General features: G+C 37.6%; 11 protein-coding genes. 3 read left to right on the plus strand and 8 right to left on the minus strand.

The features are described 5' to 3' along the window. Window positions 1–39 precede the first annotated feature (39 nt). The 8 genes from QM481_RS05080 to QM481_RS05115 form a co-directional block, all read right to left on the minus strand. Window positions 40–3,396: a TonB-dependent receptor gene (locus QM481_RS05080; RefSeq protein ID WP_283380889.1), complete on the minus strand. Its 3,357-nt coding sequence runs from the start codon at window positions 3,394–3,396 to the stop codon at window positions 40–42. A 122-nt stretch (window positions 3,397–3,518) separates the two neighbouring features. After that, window positions 3,519–4,514: a FecR family protein gene (locus QM481_RS05085; protein ID WP_283380890.1), complete on the minus strand. Its 996-nt coding sequence runs from the start codon at window positions 4,512–4,514 to the stop codon at window positions 3,519–3,521. Between the two features lie 52 nt (window positions 4,515–4,566). Next, window positions 4,567–5,121 (minus strand): RNA polymerase sigma-70 factor, encoded by a 555-nt coding sequence (locus QM481_RS05090; RefSeq protein ID WP_166553281.1) that lies wholly within the window; start codon window positions 5,119–5,121, stop codon window positions 4,567–4,569. A gap of 506 nt (window positions 5,122–5,627) precedes the next feature. Further along, window positions 5,628–6,755, minus strand: a complete 1,128-nt coding sequence (locus QM481_RS05095) for a Gfo/Idh/MocA family protein (RefSeq protein ID WP_283380891.1) — start codon at window positions 6,753–6,755, stop codon at window positions 5,628–5,630. A 35-nt stretch (window positions 6,756–6,790) separates the two neighbouring features. Next, entirely contained in the window at window positions 6,791–8,149 is a 1,359-nt protein-coding gene (locus QM481_RS05100; protein WP_283380892.1) for a putative oxidoreductase C-terminal domain-containing protein, read from the minus strand. Window positions 8,150–8,238: 89 nt separating this feature from the next. After that, on the minus strand, window positions 8,239–9,636 hold the full coding sequence (locus tag QM481_RS05105; protein WP_283380893.1) for a Gfo/Idh/MocA family protein: 1,398 nt from the start codon (window positions 9,634–9,636) through the stop codon (window positions 8,239–8,241). Between the two features lie 200 nt (window positions 9,637–9,836). Beyond that, entirely contained in the window at window positions 9,837–10,880 is a 1,044-nt protein-coding gene (locus QM481_RS05110; protein ID WP_283380894.1) for a hypothetical protein, read from the minus strand. Window positions 10,881–10,968: 88 nt separating this feature from the next. Next, window positions 10,969–12,060: a helix-turn-helix domain-containing protein gene (locus QM481_RS05115; protein WP_283380895.1), complete on the minus strand. Its 1,092-nt coding sequence runs from the start codon at window positions 12,058–12,060 to the stop codon at window positions 10,969–10,971. Between the two features lie 181 nt (window positions 12,061–12,241). Between QM481_RS05115 and QM481_RS05120 the strand changes: the two genes are divergently transcribed. From QM481_RS05120 to QM481_RS05130, 3 genes are all read left to right on the plus strand, one after another. Continuing rightward, window positions 12,242–12,832, plus strand: a complete 591-nt coding sequence (locus tag QM481_RS05120) for a TetR/AcrR family transcriptional regulator (RefSeq protein ID WP_283380896.1) — start codon at window positions 12,242–12,244, stop codon at window positions 12,830–12,832. Window positions 12,833–12,861: 29 nt separating this feature from the next. Continuing rightward, window positions 12,862–14,085: an MFS transporter gene (locus QM481_RS05125; protein ID WP_283380897.1), complete on the plus strand. Its 1,224-nt coding sequence runs from the start codon at window positions 12,862–12,864 to the stop codon at window positions 14,083–14,085. A gap of 169 nt (window positions 14,086–14,254) precedes the next feature. Beyond that, window positions 14,255–16,384, plus strand: a complete 2,130-nt coding sequence (locus QM481_RS05130) for a hypothetical protein (RefSeq protein ID WP_283380898.1) — start codon at window positions 14,255–14,257, stop codon at window positions 16,382–16,384. Window positions 16,385–17,212 lie beyond the last annotated feature (828 nt).

Here is a 17,212-nt window from a genome sequence, read left to right on the forward strand (position 1 = left end):
TAATTATTATCTCTTTTCAAGAAAATCTCTTCTAAACTTTTAGAATGAAGCATTTACACCAAACAAGAAAGTTCTTGTTTTAGGATAGAAATTGTTTGAATCTACCCCTGGAGCGATACCTCCTTGGTTGATCTCTGGGTCAATACCTTTGTAGCTTGTAATTACAAAAAGGTTGTTTACAGAAGTATAAACACGTACTCTTTTGAAATTTTTACCTAAATTTTTGAAAGTATAAGCCAACGTTGCATTATCTAATCTTAGATACGAACCGTCTTCAATGAATCTTGATGAGTAACGGTATGAGTTATAATCTGCCGCAGATTCACTTGCCACTTCTACAGGAATGTTGGTAAATCGAGCAGTACTTGGTCTATACAAGTCTGCACGCGTCACATTCATGATTTTGTTTCCAAGCACTGAACGGAAGAATACATTCAAGTCGAAGTTTTTATAGGTAAATGAGTTTGTCCAACCCAACAACAATTTTGGCTGCGCATTACCCAACATACGGTAGTCTTTACCAATCTCAGGACGAGTAGTCAACTCTCCATTCGCTTTGTAATATTGAGAAACACCGTTTGCGTCTTTTCCTGCGTATTCGTACGTATAGAATTGTCCGATTGGCATACCAGCAACAATTACCTGTACAGTTTCACCTGTTTGACCACCACCATCTGGTTGAACAATTTTCACTGAGTCTGTTTTCAAAGTTGAGTTCGAAAGACTTTCGATTTTATTACGGTTATGAGCCAAGTTCAAGGTTGTATTCCAAGAAAAGTCCTTTGTTTTAATTGCACTAAAATTCAAAGTCAATTCTGCACCTTTGTTGCTCATTTTACCAACGTTTGCCGTCAAAGAACCGTTTGGATAAAGTACAGTACTTACTGGGTACGTCCAAATCAAATCTGAGGTGGTCTTGTCATAAACCTCCAACGTACCACTTACACGACCTTTTGCCACGGCAAAGTCAACCCCAATATTTGAAGTAGCAGTTTTTTCCCAACCTAAATCTGGGTTTTCATTTTGCAATGCCCCAATAGCTGACTGTTGGCTTCCATTGTAGTAGAATGTACCAACATTACCATAAATTAATTTAGTAGTATATGGGCTAAAGCCTAATGAGTTACCTGTTACACCGTAACTTACACGAAGTTTTAATTCATCAAAAACCTTTTGATTTTCCATGAATGGCTCATTATCAACTCTCCAAGCCAAACCTACTGATGGGAAATATCCCCAACGTTTGTTTGCTCCAAATACAGAAGAACCATCGCGACGAACAGATGCTTGGACTAAGTATTTGTTTTTATAGTTATAATTCAAACGTCCAAAATCAGAAATCAAACGTATTTGTTGATAATTATCACCACCATAATTCACTCTAAAAGACGCCACTGCATAAGGGTTACCCATTCCTAAATTATTATAACTTACGGCGTCCACTGGGAAGTTGGTACTTGTCGACTGAAAACCATCGCCATTGATACTTTCTTGCCAAGAATACCCAACAACTGCGTTGATAGAGTGATCACCTAATTGTTTATCCCAAGTCAAGTAGGTTTCTAACAAACTCTGACGGTTTTCATAAGCATTACGTGTTGCAAAACCATTCGTTCCAACCAAGGTAATAAAAGATGGGTTACCAGGAGGTTCTGGCGTGCTACGGATGTTGTTATAGTACTGGGTATAATAACTATTGTAGTACGCTCCGTAATTTGTTTGGAAGTTTTGGTATGATAATTTTAAGTCATACGTCAAACCGAAAGGTAACTTCGCTTGTGTAAAGAATGTACCAACTAAGCTTTTGTACTTCAATTTTTCAGTACCATTTTCAATCAATGAAACTGGGTTATAATAGTTACTTTTGGTAAAGTTGTCATACCACGTTCCATCAGCATTTTTGATAGGTACTGTTGGCAAATACGTCAACATTTGCGCAAGAACGGTATTTCTGTAAGGAACCCAATCAGCATCACTCATCGAATTTGTAACCGATAAACCAAACTTCAACTTGTCATTCATTGCTTTTTGTTCAATTGACAAACGAGCTACCACACGACTTAAGCCAGAGGATTTAAGAATCCCTTGTTGATTGAAATAGTTGATACTAGCATTATAAACCGTACTCTCTGTTCCTCCACCGAAAGACAAATTATGATTTTGAGAAAATGCCTCTTTGCGTTGTACAGCATCTTGCCAATTGGTGTTAGCACCTTGATCATCCGCAGGAGTTAGAGCTTGTCCATTAGCTGACAAAAAGCTTTTCAATTGATTGGCATCCATCATTTCGTATTTATTTGACACTTTATCAACTGCCATATACGCACCATACGAAACTTGCATTTGCCCTTTACCTGCACGCTTAGTTGTTACCATAATTACCCCATTTGATGCACGGTTACCATAAATCGCAGTGGCAGCCGCATCTTTTAATACATCCATTGAAGCAATATCGTCAGGAGCAATCAATGAAATATCGGCTCCTGGCACTCCATCAATCACAAATAGAGGCGATTGTGCACCATCACGAAGCGTAGAGGCTCCACGTAAAATAATAGCTGCCGAACGGTTTGGGTCACCACTACGAGTGATATTCAAACCTGGTACTTTACCTTGCAATAGTTGACCTACGTCTGAAATAGCCCCTTTATTTAATTCTTCAGGTTTAATGGTTGTTACAGCAGAAACCAAGTTTTTACGAGATTGAGTACCATAACCTACTACTACGACCTCTTCTAAGTTTTGGTTTTCAGGTTGTAATGAAAGCATAATTTTGCTTCTTCCTGCTACACTAACCTCTTGTTTTTTATAGCCAACAAATGAGAAAATCAACACCGCATCGTTGTCTGGCACTGCAATTCTAAAATTACCATTAGCATCCGATGTTGTACCACGTGTACTACCTTTAATCAACACCGATACACCAGTCAAAGGCTGACCTTTTTCGTCAGTTACTTGTCCTGTTACGTTTATATCGGCGTTTACTACGTTTGGGAGTTCTTTGGTAACATTGGTTGGTAGCGTAATTTCTGCCTCTTTTTTGCTTAAAACTATACGATTACCTACCACTTCATAAGAAATATGTAATGGGGTCAAAAATTCATTAAGAACGGTCGAAAGACGGTTATTTTCGAAAGAAAGGCTTACTTTTCTTTCTGATTGAATAAGATTTGGACTGTACACAAAGCGAACATCAGCCAGACGCTCAATTTGAGATAAAGCTTTTTTTACTGTGATTGTTTCGGGTCTTAACGAAATACTCTTGTTGAGTACTTCTTGAGAAAAAGCATCGTTTGCTAGGGTAATCCCACAAAACACAAACGACAGCAATAGCTGGGTCAAAGTGATTCGCATTGCTTCGGAGAGAATCTTTTTAAATAGTACGTTTTTTTTCATAATTTTAATTGTTTTTAACTGTGACTGGATAAAAACACACCTTGGTACCCATTGCAGTGGGTTCGAATTGCAGTTCGAACAAGGTATGCGACCGACAGTGTTATTGCACTGTCGGTTTTTCTTTATTTACAACCCGTACCGTAGAGAAATATGACAGTTCCTCTTTGTTCGTAATTAGCATTTACGGCTTTACAAACAAGGTCGAGTTGGGTATGAAGTGGCAGTTCGTTGAGGTCGCCTGTAAAAACACAATTCTCAAATGCGTCGCTCTCCACCTCAAAATCTATCATGTAGGCTTGCTTTAGGTGTTGCAGCACCTGAGCTAAGGGAGTTTCTTCAAAAATAAATTGTGTCAGTTGTACAGGTGGAACAATCACCACAGGCTCTTCAACTAAGCTTGGAATGATTTTTCGAGAATCTTTCACAAAAACCACTTTTTGATTAGGTGTTAAAATGACCCCATTGCGTTTTTGTTTTTCTTCATTTTTTCGTTCATAAACCGATACTTTTCCCGTTCGAACCAATACCTCAATAGATTTGGAGTTTTCGTAGGATTTGATGGTAAAACTTGTTCCAAGCACTTCAGTAACTAAATCGCCAGTGTGTACTACAAAAGGTTTCGCTGGATTTCTTTTGATGTTGAAAAAAGCCTCTCCTTTCAAATAAACTGTCCTAGTTTTTTGTCCAAAATGTTCAGGATAGGAAATCGTACTATTAGGATTGAGTTGCACCACGCTACCGTCTTCCAGCGTAACTTTTTGTACCGTCGAAGAATGGTTTGTTAAGTCAATCACACCCCAATTACTGGACGCAATCGACTGACGTATAAGCTGTTCTGGACTATCTTGCCAAGCATACCACTTCAGTGCCAGTCCGACACAAATCAGAACAGTCGCCGCCATAGCCCAGATTTTCCACTTGAAAGGCTTAATCCCGATAGACTGCTGAATACGCTCCCAAAGTTGTTTTTCTAAGTTTTGTTGTTCGCTAGCGCTCAAGGGGGTAGAGGCTATCGAAAGCATATTTTCAGACCATTGCTCTACAAAAGCAATCTCCTCGGGGGTACATTCCCCGTTCAGATATTTTTCGAGTAATTGGTCAAATTCAAATTGATTCATGATAGTAAATGGCTAATGAAATAACACTAGGTGTCTTCCAAACAGATTTAGATTATGTTTGCTGATATGCTTTTAAGTTTTCTCTCAACAATTTGAGGGATTTTGTAATATGATATTCTACGGCCTTTTCTGACAAATTCAATTGAACGGCAATCTCCTTCACAGATTGATTTTCGAAACGGCTCATTCTAAACACTTCGCAAGTTTTTTCTGGAAGCTTTTTCATTGCCTCCTCCACAGCGTCGGAAAGTTCGGAGAAATGAACTACTTCTTCTGTTGCATGAGATTGTCTTATTTCGTTGAAAATAAGATACTCTTGAAACTTGCGGTTTGTAATTTGAGACTTAATATAATTAGTACTCAGGTGCTTGATGGACACAACCAGATAGGCGCTCAACATGCGGATATTGAGCTGATGCCGACGATTCCAAAGGCTTTCGAATAAGTCGTGAACGAGTTCTTCGGCCTCTTCGCGAGTTCCAATTTCGTGATATGCTACACCAAAAAGCTTGTACCAATAACGGTGATACACCTCCTCAAAGGCATACTTGTTATCCTCGATAATGAGGTTAACCAATTGTTCATCCGTTAACTTATTATATTTCATAGATTCGATTCAGGGTATATTACTGTATAGTCAAACAAGTCAGTAAAATCCCTAATTGATTTTAAATATTCTTTGAAAGTTTATATTTCAATTTTCACAAATTGAATAGAAGAAGGTGATTTTATCCTTAAAAAAGGTGTATTTTCTTGAAGCAAAAGAATGATTTGGAGGGAATTGCCGTAAAGATAAGGCAAGGAAGCGATATTTAAACTATTTTATTAATTCTTTGAAAAATACAGTTTACTTTTTAAGCTTTAATGTTGTAACACACGCTGATAATTTGAAAAACTTACCAATAACTAATTCTTGATTTTAATAGTTATTATGTCAGTTTCAAAACTGTTTAAAAATAAGAGTCCAAGACTAAGTCCTGAGCTAGTCATTTATTATTTATCCAAGTTTCAAAGTCTATGGTTATAGTTCTGAAATTGAAAAAGGCACAAAATGATTGAGTTTTTATCCAAAACCCTTAACCACTTTGTGCCTTTGAACCGTTATTACCTTAACTAAATACTCAACTGTTTAGCATATTTCTGTGCTTTGATAGCAAGCTCCGAAGTCAAGAAACAATGTTCTTGTGACATGGCAGTTTCAGTGCGATTCACCACATCATCCACCAAAAGGCGACCAAAAGGTAATTCTACGTCATTACAGTCGATATGTACGGTTTCTTTGTTATTGACCAAGAACAAATGGTTTCCACCTTCTTTTCCAGCAATATCAATATTTTTACGAATTTCAATATATCCTTCAGTTCCAAGGATAGTCAAGCGACCATCACCCCAAGTTTTGAGTCCATCTGGTGAAAACCAGTCTACACGAACATAGCCAGTTCCTTTATCGCCTTTTACCATAACATCACCAAAATCTTCGAAATTTGGATATTGAGGATGGTTTACATTGCCAACTTGTGAGGTTACAATTTCTGCTTTTGTTGAACCTGTAAAGAATAAAAATTGGTCAAATTGGTGTGAAGCAATATCACAAAGAATTCCACCAAATTGTTCTTTATTGAAGAACCAAGCTGGACGAGTTGATAAGCTAATACGGTGTGGTCCCATACCAATAGTTTGAATCACACGACCAATAGCACCAGCTTTTACTAATTCGCCAGCTTTTACAGTTGCCTTATTTTCAAAACGTTCGCTAAACAAAATCGAATAAATCCTTTTGGTTTCTTTCTGTACTTTGCGCACTTCTGCCAACTGCTCAAGGGTCGTAATACCTGGCTTATCAGACATAAAATCTTTCCCAGACTTCATGACACGAATCCCCAAAGGCGCGCGCTCATTGGCAATAGCTGAGCTCAGTACCAAGTGAATAGACTTATCATTTAAAATATCAGCTTCGGAACTTGCCTGTTTAGCGTTGGGATAGCGTTTGGCAAAAGCGGCTAACAAATCTGCCTCTTTGGCATAGAAAGCCACCAACTGTCCTCCTCCACGGATAACTGCCTCCACTTGACCGTAAATATGCCCATGATTCATACCAATCACCGCAAACTTGATTCTTGGTTCTGCGAAGGTTGGTTCAGCACTTGAGGGATTTGTTGCAGTGGCAACCTGATTTGCGAGCACAATCCCAGCGGCTGTACCGAATGTATTTCTTATAAATTCTCTTCTATTATTCTGCATGATTATGATATTTTTATTAGGGGATTTTACTAAAATTATTTAGATTTTTGGGCAAGTTTCAACGCCTCTGTAGTTGTATAATATTTAGCCAACATATTAGGTACTTCCCAAACAGGCAATTTACCGTCCTTTAGATATTGCATATAGCGTTGAGCTACCAAACCAAAATGGGCTTCATGACCGTCTTTGTATTTATCGGGAATGACTAACGCCCAACCTTTATCATTTTTTTGAATACTAATACCAGGGAATTTCTGAGCAACTTTTTCGACAGCTTTTGTCAATTTTTGTTCAAAATCAGGGGCATTTTTCGCAGGCTCGATATACAAAACAGGTTGATATTTTTGTTCTGCCCCCTGACGAATCACCAAATTTGATTTGGTACCTCTCATAATCGAGTAATGCGTATCGCCACCGCCCTCAGGTGCTTTATAAGCCCATGTTACAGAAGCTTTGGCATGAACTCCTCTGATGGTATAATTGATTTCGCCGTTTGAATAAACCTTTAATACATCTCCTTTTACATCTTTTTTCAAATAATCAGGAAACTGTTCGAGTTGAGTAATGTCCTTAAACTGAGCTAAAGTCATATCCGTCGCCCAACGTTTGGCACTATTCACTTTTATTTCCTTTTTATAATCAATAATTTGTTCAGGAAAACACTCCCATTGAATCAAATCCACCAAGTGAGTATTGACATCCACGATACCTTCCCCCTGCTGCGCTACATCCATAAACCAAGCTGGACGAGTGAGCACACTTCCAGAAACATATTTCCAAAAATGGTGAACACTTTCTTTAGTTACCGCAGGATTATCAGGCGTTCCTTTCTGTAGCGTTCCAAAAACCGAAGCATCCATAGAAAACTCTCTTTGAAGCATCGTAGTAATCTCCGAACGCTCAGTCATGATGTCGTATAGCAACACACCCTGTTTCTTGGCAGACTCAAATGCGGCTTTCAACATATCAAAGTTTTGAGGGTCGATTACCATTGGTTTATCCGCCAAAACATTAAATCCTGCATCAATGGCTTTTTTGATATACTCCGTTTTCTTTTTGTTATTTCCTGCCATTACCACCACATTACCCACTTTTTCTTGAACCATTTTTTCAAAAAAATCTGGTGAAGTATAAAGAATTTCCTTCCAAGCAGTAGGGTTTTGGGCACGGGTATTATAGCCGTTGATACGAGCTAAATGCATATCAAGGTCTTTCCCTTGCGGTGCATAAACTTTCACCTCAGAACTAACATTGGGAAACATATTTTTTTGCACCAAAGCTGCGTGAAAATGACCCGGGTCGAGGGTAATGAGTTTGATCTGCTCTGTTTTTTGCGCAAATGTTTGAGAAAATTCAGCCATTAAAAAAGCGGCAAGCAAATATCTTTTTTTCATCTTTGAGAATTTTATATAAATGTTTTTCAGTGATTTCATGCCTTTTACGCCGTTGCTGGAGTTAACTCCAGCAACCCTGCGTCTCTACATTATCTCACTGCGTAAGCTGCTCTTTGAGGTCTTGACAATAAAGTATTAGCCTCGGGGTCGTTAAGGAATTTTTCCTTTTTAGGATCCCAATACAAACGACGTTTGAGTTTCATGGCTGCATGGTGCAACAAACAAGCGCTACATGAGCGGTGACCGATTTCAGCTGGAGCAATTGGGTCTTTTCTTGAAATAACACTTTCCAACCAGTTGCCATGATGGTCTTTACTTTCAGTCAAATGAATCTCATTTGGACCAATCACCGATTCCAAAATTTTTGGATTACTTGCATCGATTGCCTTGGCAGCTTGCTGTTTGGCAATAGGATCTGAAGCAGTTACAGAAGCATCACCACGAGAAACAAAAATCCAACCTTCCGTTCCCTCGAATCGAATACCGTTGGCGATTTCGTTGGTAACTACCATTTTCACCCCATTAGCATACATGGCTTCAGTTCTAAAAATACCGTGAACATCCCACAAACCGCTTTTTGGAAAATCAGCACGTCCCCATACTTCTACTGGTCCAGAATGCTCCATATTCATAGCCCAGTGCGCACAATCAATATGGTGCGACCCCCAACCTGTAATCATCCCAGCCCCAAACTGCTCACAACGTAACCATCCCGGACGGTCAAAACCTACCTGTGGATGCACACGTTTTTCAGTATAATAAACGTCTGGCGTTGTGCCCAACCACATATCATAATTTAGATTTGCTGGAATTGGCATTTGAGGTTCCACCTCTCCACCTGGGTCACCAGGAAGTCCAACGTACACGGTTTTTAGTTCGCCAATTCTGCCATTTCTTACTAATTCGGCAGCGTATCTAAACTGCCAACTCGAACGTTGTTGGCTACCAACTTGTACAATTCTCTTAGTTTGTTTTACGGCATCAGCCATGGCTCTACCCTCTGCAATAGTCAAGGAAGCAGGCTTTTGCATATACACATCTTTACCTGCACGCACTGAGCTAATAACAATTGGCGCATGCCAGTGGTCAGGCGTACTCACTAAAACGGCGTCAATATCTTTGTTATTGAGCAATTCACGATAATCAGTGTAAACATTTACACCATCGTAAGGTTTTCCATTTTTCTTTGAATAGGTATCAACCACCAAATCTTTGGCAAGTTTAGCTCGGTTGCTATCTACATCACAAACGGCAATAATTTGTGCATTATCAAACTTCCAAACCCCAGGCATATCATGTCCGCGTGAAATACGACCTGTACCGATTGCACCAATGGTAATGCGATTGCTTGGCGCATTTTTGCCAAAAACAGAAGCGGGAACAATTGTCGGAAAGCCTGAAATGACAGCAGTAGTTGCTAAGGTTGATTTAATGGATAGGTCGAGAAAGCCTCTGCGACTCATTCCATTGTCTTTTTTTTCATTCATGATTAAAATAGGATTATTATGTTTGGGAGATTTTAATCATGAAAGCCAGCAAGCCGTAATTTTTTACTCGAAATATTAATATGAAAGGGAAAAATTGTAAGAAGCGGAGGCAAAAAATATTCATGAAGCGCCAAAACGTTGTTGAAAACCTATTTCCAACAACGTTTTTTGGGCTTTCAAACGCTAACTGGAGTATGCAACTAAGGTTTAAATGGTTTTAGGTGTATTTCCAAGGAATCTTTTCCCATTTTCCCTAAAAGTAGAATTTGATTACTTGCTAAGCTAATTTTACCTCTAAATATTGGTAAGTCCTTGCTAGGATAACGCCATTGGGCTTCTATCTGATTATTTTTCAATTGATAAGTTCCTATATATCTTCTTTCTGTTGTATTAAAATCAAATACAATATCATTTCCTATGTCAAAATAAACCCTTGTCAGGGTACTATCATAAGGTGATTTTGCAGTTGTATCCACATCATTTATTTTGATTTTTTGCACTTGATATTTCCCTGTCAACTGTGGGTTTTTATCGATGGGTAATCTCAATAAAACAAAGACCAAAGGTAACAATAGGATTCCCACACGAATCCCTGTCTTAATAGTCTGTCTTAGTTCTAGCAAATCAGATGTTTTCAATTTTTGATTAAAGAAGAAATTTTGTAGCTGTTCAAAATCTTGAAAAACCAGATAAAGCAATGCTATAATTAATATGAGGGCATGAAGAATTACACCCATGTCTAGATGATAAAAAATGTCAATCGTTAAAATAGTCACAAGAATGGGTAACAGCATAAAAACACCGAGAAGTCTGGTTTTGGAAAAAAGTAATAAAAACGATCCCAGCATTTGGAGAAGACCAATCGTAACGGTGAAGGGATATGAATGCCCAAAAAATGCCCACATCAATGAAACATCATCGACCTTGCTAAAGGGCAAGTCTAGCATACCCAAGGGAACAATAAATTGAAGATGATAAATTTTTTGCCAACCAAAAGTAATCAAGTCAAAGGCAACGGCTCCACACAGCATGGCGAGTTGGAGCTTATAAATCTTACTGAAGTCCAACTCTTTTTTAGCCTTTCTAATGAAATAAAATACATAAAAAAGTAGAAAAATAATGCTTATAGAAATGATAATGGAAGATGGGATAAATTTAAAACAAGCTAGTCCGATTCGACTTAATACTTTTGCTACTACCAATCCTGAAATAATAGATAGCATGATTTTTTGGATAAAATGCATATTCTTTAAAAGTTTAGTTTGTCAAAACTATCGACAACACCTCAACCCAGAGTTCAGAATTATCCATTTGAACCAAAAAATCAAACTTTTATGGCATATCAACTTTCTTGAATGCTAAAGGAGATAACCCAACAATCTTTTTGAAGCTAGTAAAAAACGATGATTTCGAACTAAATCCCGATTCATAGCCAATACCTTCAATACTTAAATAGGTATGTTTAGGAGATTTCAAAAGCCTTTTAGCTTCATTGATTCTATAATTATTGATATAATCATTGAAATTGATGGATAACCCTGTATTGAGTAAAAAAGATAGGTCATGAGTAGAAATATTAAGGTATTCGGCTAGTTGGAATAAGTTAATATCACTTTGGAGATACGGTTTATCTTGCTCCATGATTAACTCCAACTTCGTTTTCAAAAATGCCATTTCAGCTTCACTTAAACGGGCTATTGGGCTTTTTTTGGACGATGTAACTTCAATAATTTCTTGAATTTCGGTTTTAACCGTTTCTGGAAATGGATAAATTTCTTTCTGAGGAATAATATAGTAAGCGATAAATCCTGAGCATAAACAGTAAATAATTGGTAGATAAGGAAATATGAGCAAATGGCTAAATCCTGCACTTAATATAGCTATCACAATAATGACTAAAATTATATACAACAAATTCGTTAGCCAGTTGAGATTTACTTGGTTCGTTTCTGTGGAAAACAACTGAACATTTTTTCTATGTTTTCTTAATAACAAGAAGGAATAAACCCAATAAATTAAAATCTGAAGCTTTAGAGAAAGTGATAGAAAAAGACCAAAGTATCTACTTATTGGCTTAGGTAAACTAAGAGGATATTCATGTTGAATTAAAAAGACAATGGCAAAAAAACTAAAGATGACAAATGGAATAAAATGAAGGGAACTGTAAATTGAAAACACGAATTTTGGTTTGGTGAAATAAACAATGCTAAAGTATAAAAAAGGGGCAATTAAGAAACGACTACATTCACTTACAACGACAAAATCAGGATTTTGTTGGTACAAATCTCTTTCTGCCAAGCCTAAACCCACACATAGCAGAAATCCGCTAAACCAATATTTAGCTTTTGTATTGTGTGCAGGAGGATTTATAAGAACTATAAACGCCAATATAATAAAGCATCCAGCAACCAAAGAATGAATCATAGAATTATATTTAAATAGGAATTTACGATAAAATAAAACTGAGCAGGGAAAATACAAAAATCTATTAGAACGGAATGGTTTTAATCAAAATAAGGGAGCAATTTGAAGCTGATGTTAGGATATATATGAAAATTTGTCTTTTAAATTTATAAATAAACAAATGTTCATTTATATTTGTACTATGAGATTAAGAGATGAACAAAAAGAACAATTGGTCAGAACAAAAGCCCTTGAGTTATTGGTTGAAGAAGGCTTTAATGGTTTTAGTATGCACAAACTTGCCAAAGCAGCCAATGTATCTCCCGCTACTTTGTATATCTATTTCCAAAATAAGGAAGATCTAATTGTACAATTAGGTATTGAAGTCGGTCTAAAGATTCATGTGGTTACTTTTGCAGGATTCGATTACGAGGCAAGTTTTGAGGATGGTCTATGGATGCAATGGAAAAATCGTGCGAAATATGTACTTGAAAACCCTATCGCTGCCGCGTTTATCGAGCAATTCAGAAACTCACCTTACAAGAAAAAACTTGGGGATGAGTACTTTCAAGAATTTAGAAATAATATGACTAAATTCTTGAAAAGAGCTATCGAAAAAGGTGAATTAATCCCTTTACCCAAAGAAGTTTTCTGGACATTGGCATTTGCTCCTCTCTATCAATTAATTCATTTTGCCCAAGATGGTCATAATATGGCAGGCGAACCATTCGTGCTTACTGAGGAAATCATGCGAATGACTTTTAATCAAGTCATCAAATCTCTTAAACCCTAATATTTCTCTTTATAAAATTATCTATCTCCATGGAACAAACACAAATCTTTACGCCCTATCAAAAATTTATGATAGCGGTTTTATCTTTTATTCAATTCACTGTCGTTCTGGATTTTATGGTATTATCTCCTTTAGGTGCTATCCTCATGCCAGAACTTCATATTACTCCTCAACAATTTGGTCTGGTGGTTTCGGCTTATGCCTTTAGCGCTGGTGCTTCTGGGCTGTTAGCAGCGGGTTTTGCCGATAAGTTTGACCGTAAAAAGTTTCTTTTATTTTTCTACGTTGGCTTTTTAATTGGTACTGCCTTTTGTGCGATGGCTCCAACGTATGAGTTATTGATGGCTGCTCGTATTTTCACAGGTATTTTTGGCGGTGTAATTGGCTCCGTATCGGTTGCCGTTATCTCTGATATTTTCAAACCTGAAGTTCGTGGGCGTGTTATGGGATTTGTGCAAATGTCATTTGCGGCGAGTCAGGTATTAGGTTTGCCTATTGGATTGCAACTTGCTAATATGTTTGATTGGCATGCTCCTTTTTGGATGATTGTGATGGTAGGAGTCTTAGTTGGTATTATTATTTTGGTAAAAATGCAGCCTCTAACGCAACATTTGGCTTATCAAAAAGATGGCAATCCTTTTGTACACCTATTCCATACGGTATCAAAACCTCATTATTTAAGAGCTTTTTCAAGTACCGTTTTACTGGCGACAGGCGGCTTTATGTTAATGCCTTTTGGTAGTGCATTTAGCACAAAAAATCTAGGACTTACCCTCGAACAACTTCCTGTATTATATGCAGTTACTGGCGTTGCAGCACTATTTTTCGGCCCAATGATTGGTAAGTTAAGCGACCGTTTTGGCAAATACAATATGTTTGTCATTGGTTCATTAATCAGCTCATTATTAGTGGGTATTTTCTGTAATCTTGGAACAACTCCCCTACAAATCATTATGGTAATCAATGTGATTATGTTCGCAGGGATTTCTTCTCGTATGATTTCGGCTTCTGCCTTAATGACTTCGGTGCCAAACCTTGAAGATAGGGGCGCTTTTATGAGTGTTAACTCTTCTATTCAGCAAATTTCGGGTGGCTTGGCTTCCTTGTTGGCAGGTGCAATTGTTGTAAAAGCTCCAGATGGGCATTTAGAACGCTATGATTGGTTGGGATATACCGTAATCGCAAGTATGATTATTTCTGTTATTTTGATGAAATGGGTTGATAATTTTGTCAAAAATAAGGAAGCGAAATAAGTTATGAGGGGGCAGAGGTTAGGATTTAGGCTATCAGCTATTGGCATTCGGCGATATTTTCTATTAAGATTATCTTTTAACTCCCCCCTGAACCCTCACCCCTAACCCCTCTTTCAGTATAAATCTAGTAAAACACTCTTTTGAGAAAAACTAGATCTAATATTGAAGGATGATGAAAAAACAATTATTACTCCTAGGTTTACTAGGAATGACTTACCTCTCTTCTTATGCACAGAAAATCAATCGCAAAGCTGTTGTCGAACGACACACGATTTCTGTTGCTTCATTTGACACATTAGCCTCACTTTCTGTTGGAAATGGTCGATTTGCCTTTACTGTAGATGCCACAGGACTACAGAGTTTTCCCAATTATTATACCAACGGTGTACCGCTCGGGACACAATCTGTTTGGGGTTGGCATTCTTTCCCTAATAAAGAAAATGTCAAATTTGAGGAAACTTTAAAAGAATATAACCTCAATGGACGAAAGGTTACTTATAGCGTGCAAGGTGCAAAAAATGCTAAAAGCAAGGAAGCTATCAATTATTATCGTGAAAATCCTCACCGCTTACAGCTTGGAAATCTGGGTTTTATTTTCAAGAAAAAAGATGGCAGTACTGCCCAAATCACGGATATTGTCGTTCAAAACCAGCAATTAAATCCATACACAGGACAAATCACCAGTCATTTTTCTTTGGAAGGTCAGCCCGTAACGGTAGTGACTATTTGCGACCCTAATCAAGATGTTGTTTCAGTAAATATTCAATCAAATTTATTGAAAACAGGGCAAATTCAGGTTTTCTTGAAATTTCCATTTCCAAGTAATCAATTTTTGGATAGCGGTACTAACTACAAAAATCCAGACCAGCATCAGTCTGCCATTGTGTCTTCACAAACTCAATCAGCGATTATCAAACATCAGTTAGATGCAGACCAATATTTTGTTAGATTTGACTGGAATAAAAAGGGGACGATCATTCAAAATAAGACACATGAGTTTATTCTAACCCCAAAAATTGAAGATGGCTCGTGGGAATTTTCAGCAAATTTTTCAGAAAAAACTCCTGTAACTACTAGCACCTTTTCTGCAATCAATCAACGTAATTTGTTAGCTTGGAAAAACTTCTGGAACAGTGGTGGCGCCATTGACTTTGAAGGAAGTACAGATGTCCGTGCAAAAGAATTGGAAAGAAGAATTGTACTTTCTCAGTATCTCACCAAAATACAATGTGCCAACGAACAGCCTCCTCAAGAAACAGGTTTGACGTATAACTCTTGGTACGGAAAACCGCACCTCGAAATGCACTGGTGGCATGGAATCCATTTTGCCTTATGGGGAAGGGTTGATTTACTAGAAAAAAGTTTAGATTGGTATGCAAAAGTATATCCTAATGCCGTTGGCATAGCCAAACGACAGGGCTACGAAGGTGCAAGATGGCAAAAAATGACCGATCCCGCAGGGGAAGAATCACCCTCTTCGGTTGGGGCATTTTTGATTTGGCAACAACCACATTTTATCTATTTTGCAGAGTTAGTTCGTCGTCAAAAGCCAACCAAGGCTACCTTGCAAAAATATAGTAAGTTGGTATTTGCCACCGCAGATTTCATGGCATCTTACCCGCATTGGGATGAAGAAAACAAGCGCTATATCCTTGGCAAAGGGCTTATTCCAGCGCAAGAACGATTTAATCCAGAAGAAACTTTCAATCCTACCTACGAATTAGTGTATTGGCATTGGGCATTGAAAGTTGCGCAAGATTGGCGCAAAGCCATGGGCTTGAAACCTAATGAAAAGTATGATAAAATCCTTCAAAATTTATCAAAACTACCTGTAAAAGATGGTGTATATCTAGCTACTGAATCTGCGCAGGATTCTTATACCAATCCCAAGTTTTTGACAGACCACCCATCAGTTTTGGGAGCTTTGGGTATGCTTCCGCCAACACCAATGGTCGACATGCCAACGATGCAACGAACTTTCGACAAGGTTTGGGATGTATGGCAATGGCATGATACATGGGGCTGGGATTTTCCGATGGTTGCTATGACTGCCGCACGACTAGGACGTCCTGAAAAAGCGATTGATGGCTTGATGATGAATATCAGAACCAATACCTACCTGCCAAATGGTCACAACTTTCAAGACGAGCGTTTGCGCTTGTATTTGCCAGGAAATGGCGGTTTGCTAGCCACGATAGCCATGATGTGTAGCAGAGACGATTTACCCACAGGTAAAACCTCATTCCCTACCAACGGACAATGGAAGGTGAAATGGGAAGGCTTCAAAAAAATGCCATAGGAAGCATGGGGCATTCCTAATTGAGTGAATTGAGATTGAGTGAATGAGTGATTATTATAAAAATTGTATTTTAGCTTTTTGTCACGGGTGAATAAATTCATCCACTAATAGGAATCTTCAGTCAATAGCTGGACATCTAGTTAATTGTAACACTGAATACCTGTTAAGCCTAAATACAAGCATTTTTTTTCCTCAAAATAACCAAGTTAAAACAGCTTCGATATTATTTTTCAGAATGACACCTCTTAAGACGTAATCATTGCGTCTCTAGTGATGGAATACAAATTTTCACATAATCACTCACTCGCTAAATCACTAATTTAGGGATGACTCATGTTTTATTAAATCTCTTTATCTCCGAGACAGTCTATCTAATAGGCTGTCTCGGAGTGTTTTAGACGAAAATTTGTATTATAAGAAGGTATTATTTGAAATCAAAAATCATTATTGAACTATTTCAAGATTTTTCATCACTAACAGGATGGAGCATGATGGTTATAGATTGGACTTCTTGTTATTTTACATCGAAAATACAGGTAAAGTATTACCTAACCATCCCGATACAAGCTGATTTATAACCTTTAAAAAACCAATTTAATCCTATGGAAAAATATATACCTTTAATGAATCCGCACGTCTTTTGTTTACCATATACTAACAAGCAATTCTCTCTGATTTGACGTGTAACCAATCTTTAACTTCATTTTTTCATATTTTTTTTCTGTGATTAACACGTTTGTTGCGCAATACTTAACAAAAGTAAAACCAAGATAAATGTGTCAATCTAACACTTTTTGTTTTAACTCAAAATCTAATAAAACTCCAAAT

Origin of the sequence: Flectobacillus rivi (assembly GCF_030056655.1) — a bacterium.
Lineage (GTDB): Bacteria > Bacteroidota > Bacteroidia > Cytophagales > Spirosomataceae > Flectobacillus > Flectobacillus rivi.

What these genes read in the sequence shown, in the direction of transcription:
- QM481_RS05080 (WP_283380889.1), bottom strand. Translation starts at nt 3,396, where the DNA reads ATGAAAAAAAACGTACTATTTAAAAAGATTCTCTCCGAAGCAATGCGA.
- QM481_RS05085 (WP_283380890.1), bottom strand. Translation starts at nt 4,514, where the DNA reads ATGAATCAATTTGAATTTGACCAATTACTCGAAAAATATCTGAACGGG.
- QM481_RS05090 (WP_166553281.1), bottom strand. Translation starts at nt 5,121, where the DNA reads ATGAAATATAATAAGTTAACGGATGAACAATTGGTTAACCTCATTATC.
- QM481_RS05095 (WP_283380891.1), bottom strand. Translation starts at nt 6,755, where the DNA reads ATGCAGAATAATAGAAGAGAATTTATAAGAAATACATTCGGTACAGCC.
- QM481_RS05100 (WP_283380892.1), bottom strand. Translation starts at nt 8,149, where the DNA reads ATGAAAAAAAGATATTTGCTTGCCGCTTTTTTAATGGCTGAATTTTCT.
- QM481_RS05105 (WP_283380893.1), bottom strand. Translation starts at nt 9,636, where the DNA reads ATGAATGAAAAAAAAGACAATGGAATGAGTCGCAGAGGCTTTCTCGAC.
- QM481_RS05110 (WP_283380894.1), bottom strand. Translation starts at nt 10,880, where the DNA reads ATGCATTTTATCCAAAAAATCATGCTATCTATTATTTCAGGATTGGTA.
- QM481_RS05115 (WP_283380895.1), bottom strand. Translation starts at nt 12,060, where the DNA reads ATGATTCATTCTTTGGTTGCTGGATGCTTTATTATATTGGCGTTTATA.
- QM481_RS05120 (WP_283380896.1), top strand. Translation starts at nt 12,242, where the DNA reads ATGAGATTAAGAGATGAACAAAAAGAACAATTGGTCAGAACAAAAGCC.
- QM481_RS05125 (WP_283380897.1), top strand. Translation starts at nt 12,862, where the DNA reads ATGGAACAAACACAAATCTTTACGCCCTATCAAAAATTTATGATAGCG.
- QM481_RS05130 (WP_283380898.1), top strand. Translation starts at nt 14,255, where the DNA reads ATGATGAAAAAACAATTATTACTCCTAGGTTTACTAGGAATGACTTAC.